This window comes from Alloyangia mangrovi (assembly GCF_002300555.2).
In the GTDB taxonomy this organism is placed as follows: domain Bacteria; phylum Pseudomonadota; class Alphaproteobacteria; order Rhodobacterales; family Rhodobacteraceae; genus Salipiger; species Salipiger mangrovi.
The window spans coordinates 1-16,906 of the sequence record NZ_NTHN02000035.1; the positions used below are offsets into that span (position 1 = coordinate 1).

A 16,906-nucleotide genomic window follows, 5' to 3' on the forward strand; every position below is an offset into this window, starting at 1 on the left:
CGAGTGGCGGGCGGCCGGGCCGGGGCCGGGCCGGGCTGAGTTGGCTGTCGCTGTTCCGCGCGGCCTGAGCGCCGGACGGACTGCCGCGCCTTCAGTCGGCGGAACGACTGTCCATGTAGCCGCGCAGCACGGTGCGGAAATGCGGGATGGCGTCCTCGCGGGAGATGAACTCCTCGGGGGGCATCATCATCCAGCCCTCGCCTTCGCCGCCCCAGATCACGTCACCGACGCGCTCGGCGGGCAGGTGCGCCGCGTAGTACCACAAGCCGTCTTGCAGCTGCTCCCAGCTCACCGCCTCGCGCGGAAGATCGAGCCCGACTTCCTCGACCGTCTCACGCAGGGCGCAGTCGATGCCGCTCTCGCCTTCCTCGCGGGTGCCGCCGGGAAAGTCGAGATAGCCGGGCCAGGGGATGCCCTCGGTATGGTCGCGACGCAGGATCAGCAGATCGCTGCCGAGAAAGAGGATGAGCTTGGCGCCTCTGAATTCCATCGTGTCTCCGGGCAATGGCACTGGTACGGGGGAAAGCCTATAGTGCCGAGGTAACACCTGTTGCCGGAATTGCCACCCATGCCCGCGCTTTGCCGCGACTGCCTTGCCGAATTCGACCACGGATCGCGCTGCCCGAGCTGCGGACGCCCGCGGATCGTGCGCCACGACGAGCTTTGGGACCTCTCGATCGCGCATATGGATTGCGACGCCTTCTACGCCACGGTGGAGAAACGGGAAAATCCCGAGTTGGCCGACAAGCCGGTGATCGTCGGTGGCGGCAAGCGGGGGGGTGGTGTCGACCGCCTGCTACGTCGCCCGCATCCGTGGCGTGCGCTCGGCCATGCCGATGTTCCAGGCACTGAAGCTCTGTCCCGACGCGGTGGTGGTCAAGCCGCGGATGGAGCTCTACGTCGAGGTCTCGCGGCAGATCCGCGCGCTGATGGAGGAGCTGACCCCCGCGATCGAGCCACTGTCCCTGGACGAGGCCTTTCTCGATCTCACCGGCACGGCGCGACTGCACGGCCATCCGCCGGCGGTGATGATGGCGCGGCTGGTCAAGCGCATGCGCGAGGAGCTGGGGGTGACCGGCTCGGTCGGCCTGTCGCACAACAAGTTTCTGGCCAAGATCGCTTCGGACCTCGACAAGCCGCATGGGTTCTCGGTGATCGGCAAGGCCGAGACCGCCGAGTTCCTGCGCCCTAAGTCGGTGCGGATGATCTGGGGCGTGGGCATGGCCTCTCAGGAGGCGCTGGAGCGTGCCGGGATCCGCACCTTCGAGGACCTGCTGCGCTGGGAGCAGCGCGATCTCATCGCCCGCTTCGGGTCGTTGGGGCAGCGGCTTTACCACCTCGCCCGGGGCGAGGACACGCGGCGGGTGATGCGCAATGCGCCGATCAAGTCGATCTCCAACGAGACCACCTTCAACGAGGACACCGGTGATCACGCCCTGCTCGACGGGCACCTCTGGCGCATGTGCGAGAAGGTCGCCGACCGGGCCAAGGCCAAGGGGCTGGCCGGGCGGGTGGTGACGCTGAAGGTCAAGCGCGCCGATTTCAAGCTGATCACCCGGCGGCAGTCGCTGGGCGATGCCACGCAGATGGCCGACCGCATCTACCGCGTGGCCCGCGGCATGCTCGACGGGCTGGAGCGGCAGGGGCCGTGGCGGCTCTTGGGGGCGGGGATCTCCGAGCTGGTGAGCGCCGAGCAGGCGGACCGGGGCGGCGATCTTCTGGATCCGGACGCAGGCAAGCGCGCTGCGGCGGAACGGGCAACGGATGCGATCCGCGCCCGATTTGGCGATGCGGCGATCGTGAAGGGCCGGGCGTTGCGCTGAGCTCAGCTGCCGCGGTTCAGCAGCTCGTCCTCTTCGTCCTCGGGATCGAACCCGAGCGCCTCGAGCCCCGCTTCGAGGTTGTCGGCCAGATGCGGTGTGCCGATCAGGTAGTCGGCGGTCGGGGTGGAGGCCTCGGACAGGGCCGTGCCATAGGCCTCGTCCCATTCGTCGGCGTCAAACGCCTCGCGGCCGATCCACATCACCGCCACAAGCGCGGCCTGTTCCTCTTCGCTCATGCGGTCGATGAAGCCGCGCAGCTCACCCTCGGCCCGTTCGATCTCGCGGGCCATCAGGATCACGGCGGCAACCGTGCGGACGCTGATTTCTTCCATGGCGCGTCTCCTTTCGTCCCGCACACCATGGAGAAAAGCGTACACCCCGACCTTGATCTGCGACAAGCGGCGCGTGGCCCGCGGCGGAAGCTCAGTAGGGCAGCGGCAGCGCGCGGCCGAGGACGTCGAGCGCGCTCTCGGCGAGCTGGTCGTGCACGGCGCCGCGCTCCTCGGCAGTGCTGCCGCAGAGCGCCGGATCGCCGCCTTCCTCCTCAAGAAGCTTGGCGCCGCCGGGGGTGCAGAGGGCGAAGAGATCGTAGAGATCGGCGCCTTGCAGCGGAAGCACCTCGATGCCGGTCTGGGCGGCGAGCCGTGCCTCGCCCGGCGCGGGCTGGTCGAGGCCGAAGATCGTCACAGGGGCGCTGCGCTCGGCAAGGCTAGAGGCGCGGAACTCGGCGAGATACTCAGGCGCGATGGCCAGCACCGCGCGCACGCGTTCGTCGCGGCGCGGCAGGGTCAGGGCCTGCGGGTCGACGCTCGCGGGATCGATGCCGCCGGTGGCGAACCAGTCGCAGTCCGCGGAGGGATGCGCCGTCCAGCAATTGCGCGCGTAGGCGCCCTCGTCGATCATCCCGCCGGCGAGCATCATCGCCGCGGTACCGCCGAGCGCCACGCCAGCCACCGCCACGCGGCTCTCGTCGATGCGCATCTGCCAGTCGGGGTCATTGAGCAGCAGGTCGAGCGCCTGCCCCAGCTCTGCCGGGCGCCGCCATATCTCGCCGAGCGCCGTGGCCGGATCGCGCGGACGCTGGCCGCTCACCTCGGCGACGATATAGCCGCCTTCGGCCAGCCGCGCCGCCAGCCAGGCGCCGGTCTGCTCGGCCGAGCGCCGTCCGCCGTGCGAGAGCAGCACCAGCGGCAGCTTGCCGGGCAGGGGGGGAGGCTTCGCGCTGTGCGGGGGTGCCCTCGAAGACCGCGTTGCGGCCGACGAGCTCCGAGACGCCGCCGCCGCTCTGCGCGGGGTACCAGATGGTCATCGACACGCCGCGGCCGAAATTCGCGTCGGGGCGGATCATGCTGCTGACCCCGACACCGGTCTTGTCGCCCGCGGCGTAGCCGGGAGCTGCAAGAAGCGCCGCAAGCGCGAGGCCGGTCAGGCGGGCAAGCATCCGATTTTCCTTGGCGAGTCGGTCGAAAAGTCAGGTCTGCCGTGGCAATGGCACGATACGCCCCTCGGGCGCCAGATCTTCGAAATCAAAATTGTCGAGTTTTTGGGCACGTCGTCCCGCTTTCTCGGCGCTGATGCGGATTTCCGAGAGGTCGCGGGCGGCCATGCCGAAGTGGCGGTCGAGGTTTTCCACGCGCCCCTCGAGGCGCTCGATGTCCTGGTGCAGCAGCCCAAGCTCGCGGCGGATCGCCCCGGCCTGCTCGCGCATGCGGGCATCCTTGAGCACCGCACGCAGGGTGTTCAGGGTCGCCATGCAGGTGGTCGGCGAGACGATCCAGACCCGCAGCGAGAAGCCCTCGCGCACCACCTCGGGGAAGCTGGCGTGCAGCTCGGCGTAGACCGCTTCGGAGGGCAGGAACATCAGCGCACTATCGGCCGTCTCGCCATCGAGGATGTAGCGGTCCGAGATATCCCGCAGGTGCTTGCGGACCGAGATGCGGAAGGCCTGCGAGGCGCGCTGCTTGGCCTCGGGGGTCTCGGCGCGGCGCAGCATCTCGTAGGCCTCGAGCGGGAACTTGGCATCGACGACGATATGGCCCGGCGGCTCGGGCAGCTTGATCAGGCAATCGGCGCGGCGCCCGTTCGAGAGCGTCGCCTGCATCGCGTAGGCGTCGGGGGGCAGTGCTTTCGAGACGATGTCGTTGAGCTGGATCTCTCCGAAGGCGCCGCGGGTCTGCTTGTTCGACAGGATGTCCTGCAGCGACAGCACGTCGCCCGACAGCCTCGTGATATTCTCCTGCGCCTTGTCGATGGTCTTCAGCCGCTCCTGAAGCTGACCCAGCGAATGGGCGGTGCGGCGGGCGGTGCCATGCAGGTTCTCGGTCATGTTCTGCTGCACCTGCGCCAGCCGCTTTTCCATGAGCTGCAGCATGGCGTTCTGGCTCTTCACCTGCGCCTCGGAGACATGGTGCAGCCCCCCGGCGAGCCTTTCCTGCCCTTCGGAGAGCGCCTGCACCCGCTGCGAGAGCTGGCTGAGCGGATAGCCGAGCCGGGCGGCGCGGTTCGAGGCGCGGATCGACAGGATCAGCAGCAGGGCAAGCAGGGCCGCGCCCGCGGCGGCCCAGAGGCGCGGGTCGTCGAAGCCGATGGTCTGCCCGGCGATCTCGATCATGTGCGGCCGAAGAGCCTCTCGATATCCGAAAGCTTCAGCTCCACATAGGTGGGGCGGCCGTGGTTGCACTGGCCGGAATGCGGCGTCGCCTCCATCTCGCGTAGCAGGGCGTTCATCTCCTCGGCGCGCATGCGGCGGCCCGAGCGGATCGACCCATGGCAGGCCACGCGCGACAGGATCGCCTCGAGCTTCTCCTGCACAAGCTGCGAGCTGCCGTAGTCCGACAGCTCGTCGAGGATGTCCTTGATCAGCGCCTCGGCGTTGACCTCGCCGAGGATCGCCGGGGTCTCGCGCACTGCCAAGGCCGAACCGCCGAAGGGCTCCACCGAGAGGCCCATGCGCCCCAGGTCCTCGGCAATCTCGAGGAGGCGCGACAGGTCGTCCTGCGACAGCTCGACGATCTCGGGGATCAGCAGCGCCTGCGCGGCGACACCGCGTTCGGCCATCTGGCGCTTCAGCTTTTCATAGACCAGCCGCTCGTGCGCCGCGTGCTGGTCGACGATGACGATGCCGCTCTCGGTCTGGGCGATGATATAGTTCTCGTGCACCTGCCCGCGGGCGGCGCCAAGCGGCAGCTGGGCGGCCTCGGATTCTGCGCCGGCCTCCTCGACCACGCGGCCTGACCAGCTGCCCTGCATCTCGGCAAAGCCCTGCGTCTGCACCGGGGGCACGCGCGGCGGGGCCGGGACGAAGTTCGGATCGGGCGCCTGCGCGGCATAGGCGGCGCTGCGTGCACCGGCCGAGGGTCGGTCCATCTGGTAGACGCGGGCGTGGCCCGGGGTGGCCGGGGCCGCGCCCAGAGGTGCGCCGCCGCCATAGGCGCCGAAACTGTCCGTGTGCGAGGGCTGCCGGTGCAGAGGTATCTGCCCCTCCATGCCAGTCTGAGGCCGCATCTCTGGCCGTAGCGCCGCAAGCGTGTCGGCGGCGACGGTGCTCGACGCGCGGTGCCCGGCCCCCGCCAGCGCCTGCCGCAGCGCCGAGACGATCAGCCCGCGCACCAGACCCGGCTCGCGGAAGCGAACCTCGGATTTCGCCGGGTGGACGTTGACGTCCACAAGGTGCGGATCGCAGTCGACGAAGAGCGCCACCGCCGGGTGCCGGTCGCGGCTGAGGTAGTCCGCATAGGCCCCCCGCAGCGCGCCGTAGAGCAGCTTGTCCTGCACCGGGCGGCCATTGACGAAGAGATGCTGCGCCACCGAAGAGCCGCGCGAATAGGTCGGCAGCGCGGCGTAACCGGTCAGCCGGAAGCCGTCACGCTCGGCGTCGATGGCAAGCGCGTTGTCGGTGAACTCGGCGCCCAGCACCTGCGCCAGCCGGCCCCGGAGTGCGTCGAAGAGATCGCCGGAGACCGCATCGGCGCGGAAGCTCACCCGGTCCTTGCCCTGCGAGACATCGCGCAGGGTAAATCCCACCGAGGGCTCGGCCATGGCAAGCCGCTTCATCACGTCCGAGATCGACATCATCTCGGCGCGGTCGGTGCGCAGGAACTTCAGTCGCGCGGGCGTGGCGAAGAAGAGATCGCGCAGGGCGACCACCGTGCCGGGGTTCAGCGCCGCCGGTTTCACCGCGCCCATCTGCCCGCCCGAGACCGCGATCTCGGCCCCGTCCTGCCCGGCGACGCGGCTCTGGATGGTCAGCCGGCCCACGGCGCCCAGTGAAGGCAGCGCCTCGCCGCGGAAACCGAAACTGTGGATGTTCAGCAGATCCGAGCCGTCGATTTTCGAGGTGGCATGGCGCGACAGCGCCAGCGGCAGCTCTTCCGGCCCCATGCCGCAGCCGTCGTCGCTCACCCGGATCAGCGTCTTGCCGCCGTCGGCGATTTCCACCGTGACGCGGGTCGCCCCTGCGTCGATGGCATTCTCCACCAGCTCCTTGACCGCCGAGGCCGGGCGCTCGACCACCTCGCCGGCGGCGATGCGATTGATCGCGGCCTCGTCGAGCTGTCGGATGACGGGACGCATATTGGGGCTGTGGGTGTTCATGCCACCATACCTAGCAGGGATTTCGCGATTCTGGAACGGTTTGCGCCGCGAGGCGCTATGCGGGGGTGGCGCGGTCAGTCCGCTGCCAGCGGGGCCGCCTTGCCGCCGGAGACCTCTAGCGCATCCGCCGGGGTGACCACCACCATCAATCCGCGCCTGCCGCCGTTCAGCACGATCCGCTCGGCCCCCATCGCCGCCGCCTCGAAGGCCGTGGGCACGCGCTTCTTCTGCCCGAAGGGGCTGATGCCGCCGGTGTGCATCCCGGTCAGCCGCTCGGCCTTGGCCGGATCCATCATCTGCGCCGACTTTCCGCCGAAGGCGCTGGCGACGCGCTTCATCGACAGCGAGGCGCCCGAAGGTATCGCGGCGCAGCACGGCTTGCCATCGACCTCGACCATCAGCGTCTTCAGCACCTTCTCGGGAGGCCAGCCGATCTCCTCGGCCGCATGCAACCCGATCTGCGCCTGTCCGGAGACGTAGTCATACTCCAGCAGCTCGAAGGCCACCTTGGCGCGCGCCAGCGCCTGAGTCGCCGGTGTGCCCTTGCTCATGCCCGATACCCCATCTGACGGTCGATCCACGCGATGATGACCCCCACCACTTGCGCCTGCTCGTTTTCGCTCAGGGCGCGCCCGGCCGCCAGCCCGTGCCATTTCGCAAGGCACCCCCGGCAGCAGGTCGCCGTGGCGTGCTGCGCGACGAAGACCGGGTGGCCGCGCATCGGTGTCTGCTTGCCGTCGTTCTTCGGCTGCGCCGGGGCGAGCCGCTCGGCGATGAAATCCCGCGCATGGGAGAGGATCACCGCGCGGCCCTTCGCGTCGGCATAAGTGCGCTCCTTCGGGCCGAGCCGGAAGCGGCTGCGGAAGGTCGAACGGGCCAGCCGCTCGAACAGCTGCTCCGGGGCGTTCACTCCATACTCTCGAGATAGGTGCGCACCGCGTCCTGCACGTGGCGGAAGCGGTCGCCGCCGAGGTGCTTGCCGCCGTACCAGCGGGTGACCACGATGATGTGGCCCTTCAGTCCCTCGCGCTCGAGCATTCGCAGGATCACCATGCCCGCGCCGCTCTCGCCGTCGTCGTTCTTGATCGGCGCCTCTTCGGTCAGAAGGCCCCAGGTGTTGTGCGTCGCCTTGGCGAACTTCTTGTTGCGCTTGAGCTCCTTGAGAAAGGCCTTGGCCTCGTCCTCGGAGGCGCAGGGCCCGCCCGAGACGGCGTATTTCGAGCCGCGGTCGCTGATGATGTTCTCGAGGATGCGCATGCCAGAGGGGTAAGCCGCGCCGCGTCCCTGCGCAAGCCTTCAGCTCCCGAGATAGCCCCGCTCGATCTCCAAGAGCCGCTGCTTGCGCCAGAGCCCGCCGCCGTAGCCGGTGAGCGAGCCATCCGCGCCGATCACCCGGTGGCAGGGGATCACCAGCGCGATCTGGTTGGCGCCATTGGCCTGCGCCACCGCCCGCGTGGCCGTGGGCCGCCCCAGCGCCTGCGCCAGCGCGCCATAACTGCGCGTCTCGCCCGCCGGAATCTCGCGCAGGGCGCGCCAGACCGACTTGGTGAACTCCGAACCGTGCAGCGCCAGCGGCGTGTCGAAGGCGGCGCTCTCCCCTGCGAAGAAGCGCGCCAGCTCCTCGCGGATCTGTTCCGAGGGGCCGAACGTCCCCACGCCGATCTCGCCGCCAGCGCCCTTGCGCAGCTTTTCCAACTCGCGCGGCAGCGCCTTGCGGTCCATGAACTCCAGCAGGTGCAGGTGCGACGTCGAGCACACGGACACCATGTCGCCGAGCGGCGTGGCGATCCAGTCCGCCCGCAGCAGCGCATCCGGCTTCAGCGCGCCCGGTGCCACGCCGAGCGCCTTGGCAAAGCCCGCGCGAAAGGCGCTGGCGCTCTCGAACCCGGCGTCGAGCTGCGCCTCGATCACCGGCGCGCCCGAGGCCAGCGCCGTGAAGCCCTCGCGCAGCCGGCGCTGGCGGGCCATCTCGAGGAATGTCATACCGAACTGCCGCTTGAAGGCGCGGCGCACGGTCGAGGGATCGAGCCCCATGGCCACGAGATCCGGTTCCGACCAGCGGAAGGCGGGGCGCGCGTCGAGCGCCTCCAGCAGCCGCGCGATCACCGGGTCGCTCTCGGCCATGGGCTTCAGCGGGTGACAGCGCTTGCAGGGGCGGAAGCCGGCGGCGATGCAGTCGCCCGCTGTCTCATGAAAGGTGCAATTGGCGCGCAGCGGTTTGCGCGCGGGGCAGGTCAGCCGGCAGAAGATGCCGGTCGAGGCGACGCAGACATAGGCCCGGCCATCGTAGGAGGGGTCGCGGTCGAGCAGCGCCTGGTAGAGCGTGTCGGGATCTGGAAGGGTAAACAGCATGGCACGAGTCTAGCCGATCCGCGTGCGGCGTGCCGCCGGAAATCAGGCGGCTATTCACATTCCTGCCGACGTACCGGCGCGGCCCTCTTGCCAAGAGGGCTGGCGGGCCCACATGTGATGAAAGATCGAATTTTCGAGATATGAAAGGAGCCGAGCGATGAAGACCGAGGAAGTAGGTGCCGCCCTGCTGGAGACATGGTCCGTCGACGAGGTCGCCGCGGCCTTTGACCGCAACGAGATCGTGCTGATCGACGTGCGTACGCCGCAGGAATACATGTTCGAGCACATCGAGGGCGCACTGCTGATGCCCATGGCCTTCTTCAAGCCCGAGAAGCTGCCGGGGCAGGGCGAGAAGCGCATCGTCTTCCACTGCGGCTCCGGAGTGCGCTCCGAAAAGGTCGCCCGCGCGGCCATCGCCGCCGGCCTCGCGCGCGTGGCCCACATGGAAGGCGGTTTCGGCGCCTGGAAGGGCAACCACAAGCCCTACATCGGCACCAACATGGCCACCGGCGCCCCGACTCCAATCACCTAAAACTGTCCGGAGGGCTTTCTTCTAGGTGCAAATATCCCGGGGGGTGAGCCCGTCACGGGCGAGGGGGGCAGCGCCCCCCCTTCTTCCGCGGATCAGCCGCGCCCGGTCACCCGGTCGAAGCGCTGCCGGGCCACATCCTCGTCGCGCTCCGCCTTGCGGTCGGCGATCAGCGCCGCCTCGACGTAGCCGAGGTGGGCCTGCACCGCCGCCTTTGCCGCCGCCGCGTCACGCGCCTGCAGGGCGGTATTGATCGCCCGGTGCTGCTCGAGCAGCGCCTCGCGGGTGGTGCGCTGCTTGAACATGACCGAGCGGTTGTAGAAGACCCCCTCGCGCAGCAACTGGTACATCGAGCGCATCATGTGCAGCATGATCACGTTGTGGCTGGCCTCGATGATCGCGAGGTGGAAGTCGGCGTCGAGCCGCGCCTCCTCGGCCGGGTTGCGCTTCATATGCGCCGCTTCCATCTTCGCGAAGAGCGCGTCGATCACCTTGAGGTCCGAGGGCGTGCCGTGCAGCGCCGCGCGCTCGGCGGCCAGCCCCTCCATGTCGCGGCGGAAGCTGAGATAGTCGAAGACCGCCTCGTCATGCTTGGAAAAGAGCTGGATCAGCGCGTCGGAGAAGGCCGAGCCGAGGACCTCGGTGACGAAGATTCCGGCGCCGGCGCGGGTTTCGAGAAGACCGCGGTCCTGCAGGTCGGCCACCGCCTCGCGCAGCGAGGGGCGCGACACGCCAAGCCGCTCCGACAGCTCGCGCTCGGCGGGCAGGCGCTCGCCGGGGCGCAGGATGCCGCGCAGGATCAGCTCCTCGATCTGCCGCACCACGGCGCTGGAGAGTTTCTCGGACTGCACGGGGCGGAAGGGCATGGAAGGGTCCTGACAGGCGGGAATTGGTCAGATCATATGACCACGCGTGCCGCGGCTCAAGCGCGACGAAAGGACAGTGGCTCTTCCTGAGGGGAGCTCACCCGCGGGGCGCTTACCAGCGCGAGAGCGCGTCTTCGTCCTCGTCCTTGGCGGCGACCCAGGAGGTGCCGCCGGTGCCGCTTTCCTTCTTCCAGAAGGGCGCTCGGGACTTGAGGTAGTCCATCAGGTACTCGGCCGCCTCGAAGGCATGGCCGCGGTGCGGGGAGGCGGTGGCGACCATCATGATGCGCTCGCCCGGGCCCATGCGGCCGTGGCGGTGGATCACCAGCACCTCGCCGAGCTGCCAGCGGGCCTCGGCCTCGGCGGCGATCTTTTCCAGCGCCTTTTGCGTCATGCCGGGGTAGTGCTCGATCTCCATCGTCTCCAGCGTGCCCGAGACATCGCGCACCACGCCGGTGAAGGTCACCACGGCGCCCATGTCGCTGCGGCCCGCGGCGAAACACTCGGCTTCGGCGCCGAAATCAAAAGGCTCTTCCTGCACGACAACCCGGATCGCCATGGGTTCAGCCCCCGGTCATCGGCGGGAAGAAGGCGACCTCGCGCACACCGGCGAGCGGGGCGTCGAACTCCGACAGCTCCTGGTCCAGCGCCACGCGCAGCGCCGAGAGGTCGGAGAAAGCCATGGCGTAACGTTCCTCGCGGCCACGCAGTTCTTCGATGAGATCGTTGACCGTGGCGGCCTCGGTCTCGTAGCGCTCTTTCGGCAGGCCGATGCGCTCACGCACCCAGGCGAAATAGAGCAGGTCCATCACGTATCGTCCTTCAGGAACGGCAGGGCCTTCACGAAGTAGTCCCAGCCGGTGATCAGGGTCAGCGCGGCGGCGATCCACAGCAGCGTCAGGCCGAGGTGACCGGTCCAGATCATCCCGGCTTCCTGCCAGCGCAGCCCGTGCGGATCGGCGCCGCCGGCGTCGAGCGCGCGGGTGACCGTCTGCTGATCCAGCGCCTCGACGCTGAGAGCAAGGTAATGCTCGAACACCCCCTGTGAAAAGAGCGTGGCGATGGCGATCATCTGGAAGGTCGTTTTCCACTTTGCCAGCTTGGTCACCTTCAGAGTGCCGGCGACGTCGCCGAGATACTCGCGCAGGCCCGACACGAAGACCTCGCGGAAGAGGATCATGGTCGCAGGCAGCACCAGCCAGGGCGACATCGAGGAGTAGCCGACGATCACCATCAGTGCGATCACCACCATCGCCTTGTCGGCGATGGGATCGAGCATGGCGCCGATCTTGCTTTCCTGCCCCCAGAGCCGGGCGAGGTAGCCGTCGAACCAGTCGGTGACGGCGGCGCCGATGAACAGCAGCAGCGCGAACCAGTCGGCGAGCGGCCGCGAGAAATACAGGAACATCACCGCCACGCCGGGAGCGGCGATCAGGCGGAGGGCGGTGAGGATATTTGGCAGGTTCCAGCGCATGCGACTTACGTAGCGCGCTTTTTGGGGAGGGGAAAGACGCCTTGCGCCGCAGACCTCACACGGTGCTGCGACGAAATCTCTCGACATAGGCGGCGCGGGCCTGCGGCAGGGGCCTGTCGCGCAGGGCGGGGGCCATGTGGCGCTCGAGGAAGTGTCCCGTCGTGCGCAGCGCCTCGAGGATCTCGCCATCGCCGCCTGGGCCCTCTCCTTTGAGAATGTCGGGCAGCGGCAGCAGCCGGTCGGCCCATTTTCCCGCCGCCTGGCGCGAGACGGCGCGGCCGGTGCGGGGCGAGACGAAGCAGAGTTCCTCGTTGGTGCCGCGTACCGCGCAGGCCGAAAGGTCGAGCCCGAAGCCCATCTCGTCGAGCAGCGCCATTTCCCAGCGCAAGTAGGCCAGCGGCCAGATGTCCTGCTGCGGCAGAAGGTCGAGCAGCTGCTCGGTGCGGGCGTAGAGCGCGGGATGCGCCTCGCGCTCGGGCAGCGAGAAGGCGAGCAGGGCGCAGACCGCGTTGAGCCCCGCCAGCGACAGCCGGTCTGCCAGTGCATTGGCGGCCCGCGAGCGTTGAGGCTCGGCGGTGAAGTTGCCCATGTGGTCCTCGAGCCGCGCCTTCCACGTCAGGTCGAGCTGCGAACCGGGCTGCAGGAAGGGGGCGACACGGCGCGAGGCACCGCCGCGCAGCACGCCCATGTGCCGCCCGTGTCCGGGGGTGAAGACCTCGAGGATGGCCGAGCTTTCGCCGTGCCTGCGCGAGGTCAGAAGGATGCCGGTGTCGCGCCATTCCATGCGCGCACTCTCGGAGTTTGCTTCGGCAGGGGCAAGGGGTGCGCACAGGGGGGGTGGTGCAGAGCCTGCCGATCGCGCGGGACTTGGACCGGAGGCGACCCGCTCGCGCGGGCACACCGCCCCGTGAACCGGCCGTCGCTTGGCCTCGCAAGAATCTTCTTCCTGCAGTAGGATGGTCGGCCCGGGAGAAGCCATGACCCAGACTCACCGCCTGACCGCCCTGCTGATTGCCCTGCTCGCTCTGGGGGCTTTGTGGTTGCAGGTCTACGTGGGGCTGGCGCGAAGACCGGACCACGAGGTCTGGCAAGAGCTCTGGCGGCTGGGGCGTTACTTTACCATCCTGACCAATCTGATGGTCGCGGTGACCTTCGCGGGCATCGCGGCCGGGCATCGGAGCCCGCCGTGGTGGCTGGCCGCGGTCGCCTTGTGGATCCTCATCGTCGCCATCGTCTACCACGGGCTGCTGGCACGACCGCTGGACGGCATCCGCTGGTGGTCGGACATGGCGGTGCACACCTTCGTTCCGATCACGGTCGGGCTCTGGTGGCTGGCGCTGGCACCGAAGGACGGGTTGATGCCGCGACACGCGGTCTGGTGGCTGCTCTGGCCGCTGATTTACGTCAGCTACGCACTGATCCGCGGCGAATTCGACGGGCGGCACCCGTATTTCTTCATCGACCCGCATGAGGTCGGCTGGAGCGGGGTCGGCCTGTGGTGCGTGGCGTTGGGGGTGAGCTTCTGGCTCGGCGGTCTCGGGGTGGTGGCGCTCGGGCGGCTGCTCAGCCGTCCATCTCCGTCAGCAGATGGCGCCCCTGACGGTCCTCAAGTTCGATGACCCAGAGGTCGGGGTCGAAGTCGCGCTGCTTGGCGACGCGCGCGTCGACTTCGTATTCCGGCCCCTCGGCCAGCGTGGCCCAGCGGCGGGCGCCGGTCATGAGATCCCATTCGCGGCTGAAGGCCACGGCCTTGCCGTCGAGCGTGGCGAGCTTGACGATCACCGCCCCGGCGGTGTCGTCGCCGTGGGCGGTCACATAGGCAGGGATGTCCTGCAGCGACAGGCGGCGCAGGTAGGCGCCGACCCAGACATGGGTGGCGAGCCGGGGCTCAGGCATTGCCGTCCTTGAACTCGAGCCCCATCTCGGAATAGCGCTCGGCCTCTTCCAGCCAGTTCTCGCGGACCTTCACCTGCAGGAAGAGGTGCACCTTGCGGCCGAGGAACTCCTCGAGCTCGGCGCGCGAGGCCTGGCTGACCGACTTGATCGTCTCGCCCTTCTTGCCCAGCACGATGCCCTTGTGGCCGTCGCGGGTGACATAGATGATCTGGTCGATCCGGGCCGAGCCGTCCTCGCGCTCTTCCCAGTGCTCCGTCTCGACCGTCAACTGGTAGGGCAGTTCCTGGTGCAGGCGCAGGGTCAGCTTCTCGCGGGTCATCTCGGCGGCGATCATGCGCATCGGCAGGTCGGCGATCTGGTCCTCGGGGTAGAGCCAGGGGCTCTCGGGCACCTGCTCAGCCAGCCACTTGCGCAGCGCGTCGACGCCATGGCCGCGCTCGGCCGAGATCATGAAGGTCTCGGCGAAGGGATAGGCCTCGTTCATCTTCTGGGTCAGCGCCAGCAGGTCCTCAGCCTTGACCCGGTCGATCTTGTTGATCGCCAGCGCCACCTTGCGGCCGCGCGGCAGATCCTGCAGCCCGTCGAGGATGCGCTTCACGCCGTCGGTCATGCCCCGGTGCGCCTCGATCAGCAGCACGATGATGTCGGCATCCGAAGCGCCGCCCCAGGCCGCCGCCACCATGGCGCGGTCAAGCCGACGGCGCGGCTTGAAGAGACCCGGCGTATCGACGAAGACGAGCTGGCTTTCGCCCTCCATGGCCACGCCGCGGATGCGGGTGCGTGTGGTCTGCACCTTGTGGGTGACGATCGACACCTTGGCGCCCACCATGCGGTTGGTGAGCGTCGACTTGCCCGCGTTGGGCTCGCCGATGAGGGCGATGAATCCGGCACGTGTGGTCATTGGGGCGTTCCCGTTACTGACGATCCGTGGCCCTTACAGGCTTTTGCGGCGCGGGGCCAGAGCGGCCGCTGCGGATCAGGGTATAGCATCCCGAGACGACAATCAGCAGCGCTCCTGCAAGCGTCCACAAATCCGGGCGCTCGCCGAAGAGAAGATAGGCGAAGACCAGCGCCACCAGCAGCCGCGAGTAGCGGAAGGGGGCAACCACCGAGACCTCGCCGCTGCGCATGGCGCGGGTGAGGGCGGTGTAGGCGCAGACGCCGACGAAACCGGTGGCCAGCAGGCGCAGCAGCTCGGAGGTCTGTGGCAGGCGCGGCGGCGCGGGGTCAAAGGGCAAAAGCAGCAGCCCCGCAAAGGTGACGACGGCAAAGCCGAGGATGCCGAGTTGCCTTGCCGAGACCGCGGGTGGCGCGGCGCGGGTGTAGAGATCGCGCATGGCGAAGCCGAACATCGCCGCGATCGACAGCAGCGCGTCGAGCCGGAAGGCCTCGGGCGTGGGGCGCACGATCAGCAGCACGCCGATGAAGCCCACCGCCATGGCGGCCCAGCGGCGCGGGCCGACCTTCTCGCCAAGCAGCAGCGCCGCCCCGGCGGTGACCACCAGCGGCGCGGCCTGCAGGATCGAGGAGGTGACCGACAGCGGCGTATAGGCCAGCGACAGAGCGAAGAAGAGCCGCCCCATGATCTCGAAGACCGTGCGCAGCAGCAGGCTGGGGCGCAGCATCGCCGGATGCAGCACCGCCTCGCCCGCGCGCAGGGTCATGGCGGTGTAGAGCGTGACGCCGGTGAGGCCGAAGATCAGCGTCGCCTCGCCCGGCGGCAGGCCGGGGGCGACGGATTTGAACAGCGCGTCCTCGATGGCGAAGAGCGTCATCGCCAGCACCATGAAACCGGCGCCGGTGGCATTCGCGCTCATCCGCGGCGCGGCGGTGTCAGCCATTTTCCGAGACTTGCGCCAGCAGCGCAGCCGCGGCTTCCTGCTCGGCCTTGCGCTTCGAGCCGGCGGTGGCATCGGCCTTCTGGCCCGAGGCGAGCCGCACCTCGATGGTGAAGACCGGCGCATGGTCCGGACCGGAGCGCGCCGTCTCGACATAGGCGGGCGGGGTCATGCCGCGCGCCTGCGCCCATTCCTGCAGCGAGGTCTTGGGGTCGCGCGCGTCCTGCTCCACGGTCGAGACGCGATTGCCCCAGAGCCGCAAAATCATCTTCTGCGCAACTTCGAAGCCGCCATCGAGGTAGACCGCGGCGATCACCGCCTCCATCGCGTCGCCGAGCAGCGCCTGCTTGCGCCGCCCGCCCGACATCATCTCTGAGCGGCCGAGTTTCAGCGCGGCGCCGATGTCGACCTCGCGCGCGACCTCGGCGCAGGCTTCCTTGCGCACAAGTGCATTGAAACGCGGCGCGAGCTGACCCTCGGAGGCCTTGCGGTCCTCGGACAGCAGCGCCTCGGCCATGACGAGACCGAGCACGCGGTCGCCGAGGAACTCGAGCCGCTGGTTGTCCTCGCGGCCGGGGCCGGACATCGACGAATGGGTCAGCGCGCGGCGCAGGAGCTCGGGCCGGTCGAACCGGTGGCCGAGTCGCTCCTCGAGCGCGATTATCTCGGCCGAGCGCTTCATGTGATCTTGTGGAAGAACCGGTCGGAGCGCCAGGTCCAGAAGAACAGCATCGAGCGGCCCGAGGAGGAGAACATGACCCGCGTCGCCTTGCCGATGATGTTCTCGAAGGGCACGAAGCCGACGCCGCCCGCGGCGTTGGGCACGCGGCTGTCGGCGGAGTTGTCGCGGTTGTCGCCCATCATGAAGAAATGACCCTCGGGCACAGTGTAGATCGGCGTGTTGTCCGACCCCTGCATGGCGATGTTGAGGATATCATGCTTCACGCCGTTCGGCAGCGTTTCGGTCCAGCGCGACTTCTCGCAGACACCGCCGGTGCCCACCGGGCCGTTCTCGCAGCGCGGGCGCAGGCCCTGCGGGCCCTGCGGCTCGGCGGTCTCGGTGAAGGTGCCGTTGGCTTCGACTTCGACCGGGGTGCCGTTGATGTAGAGCAGCCCCTGCTTGACCTGGATCTGGTCGCCCGGCAGACCGATCACGCGCTTGATGAAGTCGGTGCCGTTGACCGGGTGACGGAACACCACCACATCGCCGCGCTCGGGCTCGGAGCCGAAGAGGCGGGTGTTGTCGCCGTCGAGGAAGCCGCAGATGTCCTTGGCGTCGATGTCGATGCCGAAGGAGTTCAGGCGGATTGACGGGCAGGAGGCGTAGGAATAGCCGTAGGTCATCTTGTTGACGAAGAGGAAGTCGCCGATCAGCAGCGTGTCCTTCATCGAGCCCGAGGGGATCCAGAAGGGCTGGAAGAACAGCGTGCGGAAGACGCCCGCGATGATCAGCGCCCAGAACACCGTCTTGACGGTTTCCCAGATTCCGCCGGATTTCTCTTCTTTCGCCATGGAATCCCGCCCTTGTGCCTCGG

General features: G+C 68.5%; 22 protein-coding genes and 1 pseudogene. 4 read left to right on the forward strand and 19 right to left on the reverse strand.

Features of this window, described 5'->3' with window-relative positions; genetic code table 11:
• Positions 1-91: 91 nt before the first annotated feature.
• Positions 92-490 carry an NUDIX domain-containing protein gene (locus tag CLG85_RS17480; RefSeq protein WP_095881892.1) on the reverse strand — a complete coding sequence of 133 codons (399 nt, stop codon included), beginning with the start codon at positions 488-490 and terminating at the stop codon, positions 92-94.
• Positions 491-568: 78 nt separating this feature from the next.
• Here CLG85_RS17480 and CLG85_RS17485 point away from each other — a divergent pair.
• Positions 569-1,823: pseudogene (locus CLG85_RS17485) on the forward strand (DNA polymerase IV).
• Between the two features lie 2 nt (positions 1,824-1,825).
• Here CLG85_RS17485 and CLG85_RS17490 read toward each other — a convergent pair.
• Both CLG85_RS17490 and CLG85_RS17495 read right to left on the reverse strand, forming a co-directional pair.
• On the reverse strand, positions 1,826-2,155 hold the full coding sequence (locus CLG85_RS17490) for a DUF3775 domain-containing protein (RefSeq protein WP_095881894.1): 330 nt from the start codon (positions 2,153-2,155) through the stop codon (positions 1,826-1,828).
• Positions 2,156-2,246: 91 nt separating this feature from the next.
• The gene (locus tag CLG85_RS17495; protein WP_260349745.1) at positions 2,247-3,008 is read right to left on the reverse strand and encodes an alpha/beta hydrolase family protein; all 762 of its coding nucleotides are present in this window, start codon (positions 3,006-3,008) and stop codon (positions 2,247-2,249) included.
• A 65-nt stretch (positions 3,009-3,073) separates the two neighbouring features.
• On the opposite strand from CLG85_RS17495, the gene CLG85_RS17500 reads away from it, so the two are divergent.
• A complete protein-coding gene (locus CLG85_RS17500) occupies positions 3,074-3,211 on the forward strand; it encodes a hypothetical protein (protein WP_260349746.1) in 138 nt (45 codons plus the stop codon).
• An 83-nt stretch (positions 3,212-3,294) separates the two neighbouring features.
• Here the strand turns inward: CLG85_RS17500 and CLG85_RS17505 are convergent, their stop codons facing one another.
• The 6 genes from CLG85_RS17505 to CLG85_RS17530 all read right to left on the reverse strand — a co-directional run bounded on the left by CLG85_RS17505 (position 3,295) and on the right by CLG85_RS17530 (position 8,768).
• Positions 3,295-4,434 carry a DNA recombination protein RmuC gene (locus tag CLG85_RS17505; RefSeq protein WP_095882519.1) on the reverse strand — a complete coding sequence of 380 codons (1,140 nt, stop codon included), beginning with the start codon at positions 4,432-4,434 and terminating at the stop codon, positions 3,295-3,297.
• Complete coding sequence (mutL, locus tag CLG85_RS17510; protein WP_260349748.1) at positions 4,431-6,416, reverse strand: DNA mismatch repair endonuclease MutL; 1,986 nt, start codon at positions 6,414-6,416, stop codon at positions 4,431-4,433. Before mutL ends, CLG85_RS17505 begins: the two co-directional genes overlap by 4 nt.
• Positions 6,417-6,490: 74 nt before the next feature.
• Positions 6,491-6,967, reverse strand: coding sequence for an aminoacyl-tRNA deacylase (locus tag CLG85_RS17515; protein ID WP_095883905.1), 477 nt, complete (start codon positions 6,965-6,967; stop codon positions 6,491-6,493).
• Complete coding sequence (locus tag CLG85_RS17520; RefSeq protein WP_095883906.1) at positions 6,964-7,326, reverse strand: DUF4186 domain-containing protein; 363 nt, start codon at positions 7,324-7,326, stop codon at positions 6,964-6,966. The genes CLG85_RS17515 and CLG85_RS17520 overlap by 4 nt, the downstream gene beginning before the upstream one ends.
• Positions 7,323-7,673, reverse strand: coding sequence for a YigZ family protein (locus tag CLG85_RS17525; RefSeq protein WP_095883907.1), 351 nt, complete (start codon positions 7,671-7,673; stop codon positions 7,323-7,325). The genes CLG85_RS17520 and CLG85_RS17525 overlap by 4 nt, the downstream gene beginning before the upstream one ends.
• Positions 7,674-7,712: 39 nt before the next feature.
• Positions 7,713-8,768: a bifunctional transcriptional activator/DNA repair enzyme AdaA gene (locus tag CLG85_RS17530; protein ID WP_260349749.1), complete on the reverse strand. Its 1,056-nt coding sequence runs from the start codon at positions 8,766-8,768 to the stop codon at positions 7,713-7,715.
• Positions 8,769-8,925: 157 nt separating this feature from the next.
• Here CLG85_RS17530 and CLG85_RS17535 point away from each other — a divergent pair, with 157 nt between their 5' ends.
• Entirely contained in the window at positions 8,926-9,300 is a 375-nt protein-coding gene (locus tag CLG85_RS17535) for a rhodanese-like domain-containing protein (RefSeq protein ID WP_224847778.1), read from the forward strand.
• A gap of 92 nt (positions 9,301-9,392) precedes the next feature.
• On the opposite strand, the gene CLG85_RS17540 is transcribed toward CLG85_RS17535, so the two are convergent.
• The 5 genes from CLG85_RS17540 to recO form a co-directional block, all read right to left on the reverse strand.
• Entirely contained in the window at positions 9,393-10,163 is a 771-nt protein-coding gene (locus CLG85_RS17540; RefSeq protein WP_224847780.1) for a FadR/GntR family transcriptional regulator, read from the reverse strand.
• A 112-nt stretch (positions 10,164-10,275) separates the two neighbouring features.
• A complete protein-coding gene (locus CLG85_RS17545; RefSeq protein WP_095884163.1) occupies positions 10,276-10,722 on the reverse strand; it encodes a molybdenum cofactor biosynthesis protein MoaE in 447 nt (148 codons plus the stop codon).
• Between the two features lie 4 nt (positions 10,723-10,726).
• Positions 10,727-10,972 (reverse strand): molybdopterin converting factor subunit 1, encoded by a 246-nt coding sequence (moaD, locus tag CLG85_RS17550; RefSeq protein ID WP_095884164.1) that lies wholly within the window; start codon positions 10,970-10,972, stop codon positions 10,727-10,729.
• Complete coding sequence (gene pgsA, locus CLG85_RS17555; RefSeq protein ID WP_095884165.1) at positions 10,972-11,637, reverse strand: CDP-diacylglycerol--glycerol-3-phosphate 3-phosphatidyltransferase; 666 nt, start codon at positions 11,635-11,637, stop codon at positions 10,972-10,974. The genes moaD and pgsA overlap by 1 nt, the downstream gene beginning before the upstream one ends.
• A gap of 55 nt (positions 11,638-11,692) precedes the next feature.
• The gene (gene recO, locus CLG85_RS17560; RefSeq protein WP_095884166.1) at positions 11,693-12,421 is read right to left on the reverse strand and encodes a DNA repair protein RecO; all 729 of its coding nucleotides are present in this window, start codon (positions 12,419-12,421) and stop codon (positions 11,693-11,695) included.
• Positions 12,422-12,614: 193 nt separating this feature from the next.
• On the opposite strand from recO, the gene CLG85_RS17565 reads away from it, so the two are divergent.
• Entirely contained in the window at positions 12,615-13,256 is a 642-nt protein-coding gene (locus CLG85_RS17565; protein WP_235865508.1) for a Pr6Pr family membrane protein, read from the forward strand.
• On the opposite strand, the gene CLG85_RS17570 is transcribed toward CLG85_RS17565, so the two are convergent.
• The 5 genes from CLG85_RS17570 to lepB are packed head-to-tail and all read right to left on the reverse strand — an operon-like array spanning position 13,201 to position 16,883.
• Positions 13,201-13,533, reverse strand: coding sequence for a DUF1491 family protein (locus CLG85_RS17570; protein WP_095884168.1), 333 nt, complete (start codon positions 13,531-13,533; stop codon positions 13,201-13,203). The two genes, CLG85_RS17565 and CLG85_RS17570, sit on opposite strands and share 56 nt — an antisense overlap.
• Complete coding sequence (era, locus tag CLG85_RS17575; protein ID WP_095884169.1) at positions 13,526-14,434, reverse strand: GTPase Era; 909 nt, start codon at positions 14,432-14,434, stop codon at positions 13,526-13,528. The genes CLG85_RS17570 and era overlap by 8 nt, the downstream gene beginning before the upstream one ends.
• A gap of 13 nt (positions 14,435-14,447) precedes the next feature.
• Positions 14,448-15,374, reverse strand: coding sequence for a DMT family transporter (locus CLG85_RS17580; protein WP_235865509.1), 927 nt, complete (start codon positions 15,372-15,374; stop codon positions 14,448-14,450).
• Positions 15,367-16,053: a ribonuclease III gene (gene rnc / locus CLG85_RS17585; protein ID WP_095884170.1), complete on the reverse strand. Its 687-nt coding sequence runs from the start codon at positions 16,051-16,053 to the stop codon at positions 15,367-15,369. Before rnc ends, CLG85_RS17580 begins: the two co-directional genes overlap by 8 nt.
• Positions 16,050-16,883 (reverse strand): signal peptidase I, encoded by an 834-nt coding sequence (lepB, locus tag CLG85_RS17590; RefSeq protein ID WP_095884171.1) that lies wholly within the window; start codon positions 16,881-16,883, stop codon positions 16,050-16,052. The genes rnc and lepB overlap by 4 nt, the downstream gene beginning before the upstream one ends.
• Positions 16,884-16,906 lie beyond the last annotated feature (23 nt).